Genomic DNA, 11,879 nt, shown 5'->3' on the forward strand with positions numbered 1-11,879 from the left:
GGTGCGGGCGGTCCAGGAAGATGGTGCCCGAGTAACTCGAGTACAAGGAGATTTCGTGGAACGCATTGGCGTGATCGGTGGCGGCACCATGGGTGCCGGTATCGCCGAGGTGGCGGCCCGCGCGGGCGGGTCGGTCCTGATCCTGGAGCGCGACACCCAGGCGGCGGACGCCGCGGTGGAGCGGATCGAGAAGTCGCTGGCGCGCGCGGTGAAGTCCGGGCGGCTCGAGCAGGCCGCCGCCGACGAGGCCCGCGCCCGCATCGCCCTGACCACCTCGATCGACGACTTCGCCGATCGGGAGCTGGTGATCGAGGCCGCGCCGGAGATCGAGTCGCTCAAGGCCGACTTCTTCACCAAGCTCGACGGCATCGTCTCCCCCGAGACCATCCTGGCCACCAACACCTCCTCCATCCCGGTGATCCGGCTGGCCAACGCCACCGCCCACCCGGAGCGCGTGGTCGGCGTCCACTTCTTCAACCCGGTGCCGGTGCTGCCGCTGGTCGAGATCGTGGTCACCCTCAAGACCGACCGCGCGGTGGTCGACAAGGTCACCGGCTACGCCCGCGACGTGCTGGGCAAGCGCACCATCGAGTCCAAGGACCAGGCGGGCTTCATCGTCAACGCCCTGCTGATCCCGTACCTGTGCAGCGCGATCCGCATGTTCGAGACCGGCTTCGCCAGCGCCGAGGACATCGACGAGGGCATGGTCAGCGGCTGCGCCCACCCGATGGGCCCGCTGCGCCTGTGCGACACCGTCGGCTTGGACGTCACCCTCGCGGTCGCCGAGTCGCTGTTCGCCGAGTTCGGTGAGCCGCAGTACGCGCCGCCGGTGCTGCTGCGCCGTATGGTCGACGCGGGCTACCTGGGCCGCAAGACCGGCCGCGGTTTCTACACCTACTGATTCACCCGAATTCGGCCGCCCGCACCCGGAGTGCGGGCGGCCGATTCGTGTCCGGCTGCGGGCGAACGAATTACGGTCACGAACTTGTCAATTGTCCAGCATGGTTGGTTTGTTATGCACTACCCTGACCCGCGATGCGCCGCTGACTTCCTGAAATCTGGTGCAGGAAACAGTGAATCGGTTCCGGAACAGCAAGGAAACAACCGTGCACGCACGCAGCCTCGTCACCGCCCTCGGCGCATTCGCCGCCGCCGTCACCCTGGCCGCCGGTAACGCGCAGGCCATTCCCGCGCTGGCCGTCGACAGCGCGCGAGAGACCAATGGCAATGCCGTGATCACGATTTCGTATTTGTGTACCGGACCGGCCGCCGCGCTGTCGGTGACCGTGCGGGCGACGCCCTATCAGGGGTCCGGGGTCAATGGCAGCACGCTCGCGCCGGTCGTGTGCGCCGGGCAGCCGCAGCAGGCCACCGTCACGGTCAATCCGGTCCAGCTGTTCGGGGAATCGGCCAAGTTCCAGTCGGGGGCGCTCACCGACGTGACGGTCACCGTGCTGGACCTGACGCTGAATTCGCCGGTCAACACCACCAAGAAGCGGATCGAACACCTCGGCTGAGCGAGACCGGTCGTCAGTACCTAATGACGACAGATTCCCGGTCGCCGCGATCTTCATAACGTTGTCCTCATCAAGTTCACACGAACCGAGGAGAACGACAATGAGTGACATCACCGAACTCGTGCAGCGCTACCTGGCCGCCTGGAACACCACCGACGCCGCCCGGCGGGCGGCGCAGGTCGCCGAACTCTTCACCGAGGACGCCGAATACACCGACCCGCTGGTGTCGGTGCGCGGGCACGCCGGACTCGACGCCACCATCGCCGCCGTGCAGGCGCAGTTCGCCGGGCTCGAGTTCACCCTCGGCGGGGCCGTGGACGCCAACCACCACATCGCCCGATTCACCTGGCACCTGGGCGCCCCCGGCGCGGAACCGCTGGTGATCGGCTTCGACGTGGCCGCCCTCGCCGCCGACGGGCGCATCGAGCGCGTCTACGGCTTCCTCGACCAGGTCCCGGCCGGACTCTGACCCACGACCGGCCGGGCGGCGCGCGATCCCCGCCCGGCCCTCCACCGAAACTTCGGTACGACAAGGGGATTCCCATGTTCTTCACCACTCCCACCGACGGCACCACGCTCGCCTACGAGGACTACGGCACCGGCACGCCGCTCGTGTTCATCTCCGGCTGGGCCCTGCCCACCGACATGTGGGAGTGTCAGGTGCCGTTCTTCCTCGAGCAGGGCTACCGCTGTGTCCTGCTCGACCGCCGCGGCCACGGGCGTTCCGACCGCCCGTCGTCCGGCTACGACACCGACACCCGCGCCGACGATCTCGCCGCGCTGCTCGAGCACCTGGACCTGCGGGACGCGATCCTGATCGCGCACTCCACCGGCGCCGCGGAAGCCGTCCGCTACCTCGCCCGCCACGGCGCGGACCGGGTAGCGCGAATCGCCTTGCTGGGACCCGCGATTCCGTACCTGCTCCAGACCGAGGACAACCCGGTCGGCGTCCCCGCCGCGATGATCGACGCCTCCACGGCCGACCTGCGCGCCGACCGCGCCCAATGGCTGGCCGACCGGGCGCAGGGCTACTTCGCCACCCACCTGGGCACTCGGGTGTCCGCGGCGGCGATCGAGGCCGAGGTGCAGCGCAGCATGAGCTGCTCCCCCATCGCGGCGCTCGAGGTGCAGAAGGCGGTGGCCCGCACCGACCACCGCGCCGATGTCGCCGCGCTGGCGGTGCCCACCCTGCTGCTGCACGGCCTGCACGACCAGTCCATTCCGATCGAGGTCAGCAGCCACCAGGCCGTGCGGCTCTACCCCGAGGCGGTGCTGAAGGAGTACCCGACCGCCGGGCACGGGCTGTACCGCAGCCACGCCGACCAGGTGAACGCCGACCTGCTCGAATTCGTCAAGGCGTGACGGCACCGCGATCAACGCAGCTGCGCGGCAATACCTTTCAATTCGCCACGGGAGGTCACCCCGAGCTTCGGGTACGCCTTGTACAGGTGGTAGCCGACGGTGCGGTGGCTCAGGAACAGCTGGGCGGCGATATCGCGATTGGACAGGCCCTCGGCGGCCAGGCGGACGATCTGCAACTCCTGCGGGGTCAGGCCGGTGGCGGTCGACACCGCCCCGGCCGCATCGGCGGCGGGGGCTCCCGCCGCCGACAGCTCGTGGCGGGCTCGCCCGGCCCACGGGCGCAGGTCCAGGCGGTCGAAGACCTCGAGGGCCTCGGTCAGGTGGGTGCGCGCCTCGGACTTGCGGCGGGCTCGGCGCAGCCATTCGCCGTACAGCAGTGCGGTGCGGGCGAATTCGATGGGACGGGCCTCGCGATCGTGGATCGCCAGGGCCCGGGTGTAGAGGTCCTCGGCGTGGTCGTCGTCGAGCAGGGCGCGGCAGCGCAGCACCAGGGCCTCGGCCCAGGGTTGGCCCACCGATTCCGCCCAGCCCGCCAGCTTCGCGACAGGTGCGGCGGCGCGATCCGGGGCTCCGAGCCGGACGGCGGCCTCGACCAGGTCGGGAATCGAGCGGGTGGCGCAGATGTGGTGGCTGAAGGGGACTTTCGTCAAACGCTCGAAGCGGGAGAGCGCGGACTCGGCACGACCGGCGCCGAGGTCGAGCAGACCCAGCGACCAGTGCGCCCAGGGCGCGCCGGGGGCGATCGATCCGGGGGTGTTCCCTTCCAGGCCCAGTTCGGCGTGCGCACGGCACTCGGCTTCATCACCGCGCAAGGCGTCGAGATGCGCCAGCACACTGCTGAGTTGGCGCACCCACTGCTGTTGGCCGGTATCGCGCGCGAGATCGCGGGCTTCGACGGTGGCGGTGCGTGCGTCGGTCAGGCGGCCGGTGAAGATGTCGGCCTCGGCGGCGAAGAACAGCACCGTCGGCAAGCGGCCCGCCGCACCCGCCGCGCGATGGCGGACGGCCAGGGATACAGCCAGGTCGAAGGCGGGACCGTCCTGGCCACGAGCCAGCGCCACGCCACACAGGATCAGCAGCACCTGGTCGGAAACCTCACCACGGGAACGGATCTCGGCGAGAGTTTCGGCGAGGGACAGTGGCGCGCCGGGGCCGGTGTCGAACAGTCTGCCGAGGAACCGCACGACCGGTGTCACGGCCGGCTCGTCCGTCAGGCGCAGGTCGCCCAGGCGCTTCAGCACGTCGGCCAGTTCCGGCTCGCCCAGGTACCAGCCGGTGTGGATGGCCTGCACCAGCATTCCCGCGGCCTGCTCCGGATCGTCGGCGGCGATGCTCGCGGCCGCGTCGATCAACAGCCGATGCGCGCCGGGGAACTCGCCCTGCCAGAACTTGGCCAGCGCCTGCACCTGGGAGAGGCCGGCGCGCAACGACTCCGAACTCACCTCGCGGGCCGTCCGCCGGGCCAGGTCTCCGGCCCGCTCCAGATCGCCGGATTCCAGCGCCGCCTGAGCGGCCAGCGTCTGCCGGCGCGTGCGATCCTCCGGCCGGTCGCTGAGCCGGGCCGCCCGATCGTAGGCGGCGGCCGCGGCCGTATGACCGCCGCGCTCACGGGCTCGCATGGCGGTGCGCTCCAGAGCATCCGCCACCTCGGCATCGGGGCCGAGGGCGGCGGCCGCCAGATGCCAGGCGCGCCGATCCGACTGCTCGGGCGCGTCCAGGGCATCGGCGAGGGCCCGGTGCGCGGCCAAACGCTGTCCCAGCGGCGCACGTTGGTAGACGGCCGCGCGGATCAAGGGATGACGGAACGTGATCGAGACACCGGTGTCGCGCCGCAGCAGATCCGCGGCCTCGGCGGGCGCGAGATCGTCGACACCCGCGCCCAGACTCGCCGCCGCGCGCAGGACGATCCCAGGTTCCCCGGATTCGTCGGTGGCGAGCACCGTGAGCAGCGTCCGGGTGGCCTCCGGCAGCCGGCTGATCCGGCCGTGGAAAGCCACGCGCAGGCGATCGGTCAGCGGCAGCGCGCCCGCGGCGAGATCGGAGGCGGCTTCGGTGGTCATGGCCAACGGCAGTTCGCGCAGGGCCAGCGGATTGCCGCGCGCTTCCGCGAGCAGCCGGTACCGCACCGCCGGACTGAGCCGTAGCCCATCCACGCCCGAGGAACGCCCGTCCACGCCGGACGAACGCCCGTCGGCACCGGAGGAATTCTCGGCGGCGCGGAAGGCGCGCTCGTCGAGCAGGGTGGCCGCGGCCTCGGGTGACAGACCGGTCAGTCGCAGCTCGGGCAGGCCGGCCGCCTCGAAGGAACCCTCGCCGTCACGGACGCCGAACAGCAGGACCACGCCCTCGGCTCGGAGCCGCCGCGCCGCGAACAACAGCGCGTCCCGCGAGGCGCGGTCGAGCCATTGGGCGTCGTCGACGACGACCAGCACCGCGGCGCCGTCCGCGTACTCGGCGAGCAGGGACAGCACGGCCAGGCCGGTGAGCATGGGCTCACGGCCGCCGGGACCGAGTCCGAGGGCGGCGGACAGTGCGTCGCGCTGGGGTTCGGGGAGGGCGGGTAGCCGGTCCAGCGCGGGGGTGAGGAGTAATTGCAGACCGGCGAACGGCAATTCCGCCTCGGCCTCGAGGCCGGTGCCGCGCAGCACCCGCAATCCCTCCGCACCCGCGGCGGCATCCTCCAGCAGCGCGGTCTTGCCGATCCCGGCCTCGCCGCGCAACACCAGGACCCCGCTGCGGCCCTCGCGCGCGCCGTCGATCAGCGCGCCGAGCGCCTGTTGCTCCCGCTCACGTCCACGCAGCGGCGGAAGTTGTTCGGCCACGGTCGTTCTCACACCGTCCATCATGGCCGGTCCCAGAACGGGGGCCGCCGGCCCGGCGGCTGCGGAAAATCGTGACCTGCCTCACCTTTCGATCTTTCGGGCAGTCATAAGCACTGGTGAGAGCACATATTCAGCATCCCGCTCAGCGGTGAGACACCCGATAATCGGATGAATTCTGTCGGACCCCGCCGGAATACTTGTCGCCGACCGATGAGTTGAGCGATCAGTACCCGTCTGCATCGATGTGGCACCCGGACGGCGATCACCGATTCCGCGGACCACCCCACCCCTCGTACACGAACACCCCGGAGGTTTACCGATGCCCGCCGACCTATCCGCGAGCTCGACCAAGCAGCGGACACCAACGGTCATCCGGTTGCTGGTGCTCGCGACCTTCACGGTGATCCTCAACGAGACCATCATGATCAACGCGATTCCGCGGCTCATGACCGATCTCCACGTGACCGAGCGGTCCGCGCAGTGGGTGTCCACCGTCTTCATGCTCACCATGGCCGCGGTCATTCCGGTGACCGGCTGGTTCCTGCAGCGGGTCTCCACCCGCCGCGCGTACGCCATCGCCATGGGCGTCTTCCTGGTCGGCACCGCGCTCGCCGCGGTCGCGCCGTCGTTCGCCGTGCTGCTGATCGCGCGCGTCATCCAGGCCGGCGGCACCGCCGTCATGATGCCGCTGCTCATGACCACGCTGATGACCGTGGTTCCCGAGCAGGATCGCGGCCGCGTGATGGGCAACGTCACCCTCGCCATCTCGGTGGCCCCGGCCATGGGACCGGTCATCTCCGGCGCGGTGCTCAATTACGGTTCCTGGCGCTGGCTGTTCGTGCTGGTCCTGCCGATCGCCGGTGCGGTGACCGTGTTCGGTCTGCGCAACCTGGAGAATGTCGGTGAGCCGCAGGCCGGTTCGATCGACTGGTTCAGTGTGGTGTTCGCGGGCTTCGGTTTCGGCGGTCTGGTGTACGGCCTGAGCAAGTTCGGTTCCGGCAGCGTCGCCACCCCGGCCCTGTTCGTGGCCGGCGGTCTGGCCCTGGTCGCCATCTTCGTGGTCCGTCAGATCTCGCTGCAGCGCAACGGCACCCCGCTGCTGGACCTGCGTGTCCTGCTGTCGGGCACCTACGCCAAGGCGCTGGTCCTGATGGCCGTGGCCTTCCTGGCCATGATGGGCTCGATGATCCTGCTGCCGCTGTACCTGCAGACCCTGCGGGAACTCACCCCGCTGCAGACCGGTCTGCTGGTCATGCCCGGCGGCCTGGCCATGGGTCTGCTCGGTCCCACCGTGGGCAAGATCTTCGACCGCTTCGGCGGACGGGTCCTGGTGATCCCCGGCTCGATCGGCATCACCGCCGCCCTGGTCGGCTTCACCCAGATCTCGCTCACCACCCCCTACGCCGCCCTGGTCGCCCTGCACATCCTGCTGATGGTGTCCCTGGCCGCCGCCTTCACCCCGGTCTTCACCCTGGGCCTGGGCGCGCTCCCCATGCACCTGTACTCCCACGGCAGCTCGATGCTCGGCACCCTCCAGCAGGTGGCCGCCGCCTTCGGCACCGCCCTGGTCATCACGGTCATGACCTCCCGGGCCACCCACCTGGTCGACGGCGGCGAGAACCCGCTCAACGCCCACCTCGACGGCATGCGCCTGGCCTTCCTGGTCTCGGCGGGCCTGGCGCTGATCGTCATCGTGATGGCGGTCCTGCTCCCCAACCGCTCCGACGCCCCGGCGCACGGCGAGCAGATCCCGGACACCCTGGACGAGCTCGACGACGCCCCGCAGCTGGTCAAGGACTGACCTTCCCGGCACACCGACAGCGCCCGCGGCCGACCGCCGCGGGCGCTTTCGCGTTCCCGCCCACCCATCGGACGGTCGGCATACGATGAGCAAACAATCGGGAATTGACCCGGTCAACCGGAGTCGGCCGGGCGACACTCAGGAGCCACCGATGACCAAATTCCTCGTGCTCTACAAATCTGACCAGTCCGCCCGGGAGCAGATGGCACAGAGCTCCCCCGAGGACATGGCGGCCGGAATGCGGGCCTGGATGGACTGGGCCGCCCGCGCCGGAGACGCACTCGTCGACCTCGGTTCCCCGCTGGGACCCGGTTCGGTGAACGCCGACGGCGGCATCGGCGGCTTCTCGATCCTCCAGGCGGAGTCCGGCGAATCCGTCCAGGCCGTCTTGAAGGACCATCCGCACACCGAATCCGGCGGCACCATCGAGGTTTACGAGTTCCTGGCGATGCCCGGCATGTGACCGGTCAGTGCACGCCTTCCATGTGACGGCTGATCCACGGGGACAGGCTCCAGACGACGATGCCGACGGCGATGGCCACCAGGCCGGTGATGCCGAAGTAGGCGAGTTCGTGGGAGGGGTCGTAGTACTTGGCGAGGACGCCGGACATGGAGGTGCCGATGCCGACCGAGAAGAAGTAGAGGGCCATCATCTGGGCTCGGAAGGCGTTGGGGGCCAGCTTCGTTGTGACCGAGAGGCCGATCGGGGAGAGCATGAGCTCGGAGACGGCGAAGGCACCGAGGATGAAGAAGACGATGACGAAGGACACCGATTTGCCCTCGGTGCCGGAGAAGAGGGTGAAGAGGAGGAACGCCGCGCCCATGCCGATGACGCCGAGGGAGAACTTGCGCGGGGTACTGGGGGCGCGCGTGCCGAGGCGGGTCCACATGACGGCGAACAGCGGCGACAGGGCGATGATCCAGACCGGTTCCATGGAGCCGATCCAGTTGGAGGGAGCGGTCCAGCCGAGGATGGACCAGGTCATGCGCTTGTCGGAGTAGGCCGACAGGACCGTGAAGATCTGCTGGAACAGCGACCAGAAGACGGCGTTGGCGATGAAGAGAGGCATGTAGGCGCGGACTCGGGTGCGCTCCACGGGGGTGACCTTGGCACTGGTCAGCATGATGCCGAAGTAGACGATCGAGGCGGCGGTGATGACGCCGGTGGTGACATTGGGCAGGTTGGACAGGGTCACCAGCCCGGTGGCCGCGGCGATCGCGACAATCACGGCGAAGGCGGCCAGGACGGCGATCACCTTGGGGATCTCGGTGCGCGGCAACGGGTTCGGGACGTCGCGGCCGTGCTCGCCGAGGTTCTTGCGGAAGACGACGTACTGGGTGAGGCCGATCGCCATACCGATCGCCGCCGCACCGAAGCCGTAGTGGAAGCCGATGTGGTCCTGCAGCAGGCCGGTGATCAGCGGGCCCGCGAAGGCGCCCAGGTTGATGCCCAGATAGAAGAGGGTGAAGCCGCCGTCCGCGCGCGGGTCGTCCTTGTCGTAGAGGGTGCCCAGCAACGAGGACGCGTTGGCCTTCAGACCACCCGAACCCAGCGCGACCAGCACCAGACCGACGCCGACGCCGGCCAGTCCGGGCAGGATCGCCAGTGCGATGTGACCGGCCATGACGACGACGCCGCCGTAGAAGACGGTCCGCTCGGAACCGAGCAGCCGGTCGGCCACCCACGCGCCGAGCACCGTCGACAGGTAGACCAGACCGCCGTACGCGCCGACGATGCCGAGCCCGGTCGACTCGGCCATGCCCAGGCCGCCGTCGGTGGTCGAGTAGTACAGGTAGTAGCCGAGAATGGTGAGCATCCCGTAGAACGAGAACCGTTCCCACAACTCGACGCCGAACAAATTCGCGATACCGATGGGATGGCCGAACAGGGTCCGTTCAGTGGCCGGTTTCGCGTCGTGTGCTACTCCTGACATACCGAGACCCTCCCATATGGGGCAATCTGACAGCAACCTCGTGGGTTAACTTACGTCACATTTTCCCAGGGGAAGGTCGGCCCGACCTCGGCATCGGATAAATGCCCTCGAATTCGCTTGAAGAATGGCCTTATCAGGCAATCGAAAGCGCGATGCCGTCCAGGATATCGTGCTCGCTGACAATCAGTTCGGAGATCCCGGCCCGCCGCGCCAGCTCATCGGCCAGCACCTCAGCAACCACCGCGCCACCGCCGATCACATCCACCCGGCCCGGGTGCATGGGCCCGAGCGCGGCCCGCTCGTCGTGGTTCATGCCGATCAGCCGATCGCACACCTGGCGCAGCTCCGACAGCGGCATCCGGGTGAGATGCACTCGCTCCGAATCGTATTCGGGCAGATCCAGCGCGACCGCCGCGATCGTGGTCATGGTCCCGGCCACGCCCACCCAGGTGCGCGCGCGTTCCACCGGCACCACGCCGAAGGCCTGCGCCAGCCGCTCGGAGGCGAAGAACCGCGCGGACGCGACCTCCTCGCGGGTGGGCGGATTGCCGTGCAGGCACCGCTCGGTGATCCGCACGCAACCGATGTCGGCCGAATACGCCGACTGCACACCGGCGGCGTCGCCGAGCACCACCTCGGTGGACCCGCCGCCGAGGTCGACCACCACGAAAGGCCCGGCGGCGCTGGACAGTTCCCCGACCGCGCCCGCGAACGACAGCCGCGCCTCCTCGTCACCGGTGATGACCTCGGCCTGTGCCCCGGTCACCACCCGGCCCAGCTCCTCGCCGGTCATGCCGAAGAAGTCCTCGCGATTGGAGGCGTCGCGGGTGGCGGAGGTGGCGACCATCCGCACCCGGGTCACCCCGTGCTTCAGCATCAGGTCCACGTAGTCGCGCAGCGCGGCCCGGGTCCGTTCGATCGCTTCGGGATTCAGCGCGCCGGTCGCGTCGACGCCCTGCCCCAAGCGCACGATCCGCATCTCGCGGTGCACGTCGGTGAGGTGCGGCGCGCCCGCCTCGTCCCGGGTGGCGTCGGCGATCAGCAGACGAATCGAATTGGTGCCGCAGTCGATCGCCGCGATCCGCCCGTGTCCTTCGGCCGCCGTGTCTCCGGCAGCCGCCGAGCTCTGGGCGAATTCCGCATTGCTCATCAGTGACCTCTGAATTCGAGTGGTGCCGAACGACTCCGGCGGACGCGCCGGGTCAGGCGTCGCCGGTGGCCGAATCGGTGCGGTACTGGTCGTATTTCGGCCAGTCGGCGGGGATGGCGGTGCCGCGCAGGCCGTGGTCGGCCGCCAGGGCGACGGCCTCGTCACCGAGCGTATTGAGCCCCGGCCCCTTGGCCAAGGAATGCGCGATCAGGACATGCAGGCACTTCACCCGGTCGGGCATGCCACCCCCGGCGAAGTCGGTGCCCAGGTCCTCGATGGCATTGCGTTCGGCCAGGTAGCTGTCGTACGCGGCGCGATAGGCGGCGGCCAGTTCCGGATCGCGGGTGAGGCGTTCGGACATGTCGCGCATCAAGCCCGTGGTCTCGAGCCGGCTCGCTTCGGCGGTCAGCCGCGGGTCGGTCAGGTAGTACAGGGTCGGGAAGGGCGTGCCGTCGGGCAATTTGGGCGCGGTCTTCACGACCGCGGGCAGGCCGTCCGGGGTGTGGTACGCGATGGCGAGCACGCCGCGCGGAGCCCGGCCCAGTTGCTCGGCGACGATCGCGAGATCGCGCTCGCTGGGTTCGTTCTCGGCTGCGGTCACCTGGGTTGTCCTTCCTCGGAGGGTACGGGCGGCGGGGGCGGCGCCGGAGTGGTGGTGGGTGCGGGGGCGGCGACCGGTTGCGGCGACGAGATGCTGTGCCACACCTGCGTGTACCAGGGGTCGGGCTCCCGCGGCTTGGCGGGCTGGGTCGGGATGGCCGGCTGCTCGATCTCGGGGATCTGCACGATGTAGGGGGTGTCCCCCGGCATCACCAGGCGCAGGCGGTCCCGGGCCTCGGCCTTGATGTAGTTCGGATCCTGTTGCTGCGCACGGCGATCACGCAGGACCGAGACGTCCTCTTCCAGCTGACGGTGCTGGGTGGCCAGTTCGGCGGCATCGGCGCGCTGGGTGAAGTAGGTGCGCAGCGGGACCGCCAGGGTGAGCGCCAGGCCCGCCAGCACCGCGGCCAGCAGGACCGCGCGCCCCGTGGACAGGCCCAGGATCTTGCGTTCGTGCCGTTCGGAATTCGCGGCGGGCGTGGTGCGGCGCTTGGCCGTGGCCTTCACCGCCGCCGTCCGGGTCTTGCTCGCGGTCTTGGGGACCGCGCCCGACTTGGACGCCGCGGTGGCGGTTTCGGTCCGCTTCCCGCCCGAGGCGGTCTTGGACCGGGTGGAGCGCGACGGGCGCCGGTCACTTCGTCCCGCAGGACTGGTACCGCGCGCCCGTCGCTCCGTCATCTCACACCTCGAAAG

At 69.6% G+C, this 11,879-nt stretch carries 11 protein-coding genes; 6 read left to right on the forward strand and 5 right to left on the reverse strand.

The genetic code is table 11. The features are described 5' to 3' along the window. Positions 1-55: 55 nt before the first annotated feature. The 4 genes from ACQPYY_RS29330 (at position 56) to ACQPYY_RS29345 (ending at position 2,879) form a co-directional block, all read left to right on the forward strand. Entirely contained in the window at positions 56-901 is an 846-nt protein-coding gene (locus ACQPYY_RS29330; RefSeq protein ID WP_357091916.1) for a 3-hydroxybutyryl-CoA dehydrogenase, read from the forward strand. A 205-nt stretch (positions 902-1,106) separates the two neighbouring features. Beyond that, positions 1,107-1,517: a hypothetical protein gene (locus ACQPYY_RS29335; protein WP_379093134.1), complete on the forward strand. Its 411-nt coding sequence runs from the start codon at positions 1,107-1,109 to the stop codon at positions 1,515-1,517. A 100-nt stretch (positions 1,518-1,617) separates the two neighbouring features. Then, on the forward strand, positions 1,618-1,986 hold the full coding sequence (locus tag ACQPYY_RS29340) for a nuclear transport factor 2 family protein (protein WP_379093131.1): 369 nt from the start codon (positions 1,618-1,620) through the stop codon (positions 1,984-1,986). Positions 1,987-2,060: 74 nt separating this feature from the next. Beyond that, positions 2,061-2,879 (forward strand): alpha/beta fold hydrolase, encoded by an 819-nt coding sequence (locus tag ACQPYY_RS29345; protein WP_379093128.1) that lies wholly within the window; start codon positions 2,061-2,063, stop codon positions 2,877-2,879. 11 nt (positions 2,880-2,890) lie between these two features. Here the strand turns inward: ACQPYY_RS29345 and ACQPYY_RS29350 are convergent, their stop codons facing one another. Beyond that, positions 2,891-5,713, reverse strand: coding sequence for an ATP-binding protein (locus ACQPYY_RS29350; protein WP_433591772.1), 2,823 nt, complete (start codon positions 5,711-5,713; stop codon positions 2,891-2,893). Between the two features lie 307 nt (positions 5,714-6,020). Here ACQPYY_RS29350 and ACQPYY_RS29355 point away from each other — a divergent pair, with 307 nt between their 5' ends. Both ACQPYY_RS29355 and ACQPYY_RS29360 read left to right on the forward strand, forming a co-directional pair. Then, on the forward strand, positions 6,021-7,502 hold the full coding sequence (locus tag ACQPYY_RS29355; RefSeq protein WP_379093122.1) for an MDR family MFS transporter: 1,482 nt from the start codon (positions 6,021-6,023) through the stop codon (positions 7,500-7,502). Between the two features lie 151 nt (positions 7,503-7,653). Next, positions 7,654-7,965: a YciI family protein gene (locus tag ACQPYY_RS29360; protein ID WP_433591773.1), complete on the forward strand. Its 312-nt coding sequence runs from the start codon at positions 7,654-7,656 to the stop codon at positions 7,963-7,965. A gap of 4 nt (positions 7,966-7,969) precedes the next feature. On the opposite strand, the gene ACQPYY_RS29365 is transcribed toward ACQPYY_RS29360, so the two are convergent. The 4 genes from ACQPYY_RS29365 to ACQPYY_RS29380 all read right to left on the reverse strand — a co-directional run bounded on the left by ACQPYY_RS29365 (position 7,970) and on the right by ACQPYY_RS29380 (position 11,864). After that, positions 7,970-9,436, reverse strand: coding sequence for a peptide MFS transporter (locus tag ACQPYY_RS29365; protein WP_433591774.1), 1,467 nt, complete (start codon positions 9,434-9,436; stop codon positions 7,970-7,972). A gap of 133 nt (positions 9,437-9,569) precedes the next feature. Continuing rightward, positions 9,570-10,586 (reverse strand): exopolyphosphatase, encoded by a 1,017-nt coding sequence (locus tag ACQPYY_RS29370; protein ID WP_433591775.1) that lies wholly within the window; start codon positions 10,584-10,586, stop codon positions 9,570-9,572. A gap of 52 nt (positions 10,587-10,638) precedes the next feature. Next, on the reverse strand, positions 10,639-11,187 hold the full coding sequence (locus ACQPYY_RS29375; protein ID WP_357091942.1) for a DUF501 domain-containing protein: 549 nt from the start codon (positions 11,185-11,187) through the stop codon (positions 10,639-10,641). Then, positions 11,184-11,864, reverse strand: coding sequence for an FtsB family cell division protein (locus ACQPYY_RS29380; RefSeq protein WP_433591776.1), 681 nt, complete (start codon positions 11,862-11,864; stop codon positions 11,184-11,186). The genes ACQPYY_RS29375 and ACQPYY_RS29380 overlap by 4 nt, the downstream gene beginning before the upstream one ends. Between the last annotated feature and the right edge of the window lie 15 nt (positions 11,865-11,879).

The sequence above is a fragment of the Nocardia sp. CA-145437 genome (genome assembly GCF_050956485.1).
In the GTDB taxonomy this organism is placed as follows: Bacteria; Actinomycetota; Actinomycetes; order Mycobacteriales; family Mycobacteriaceae; genus Nocardia.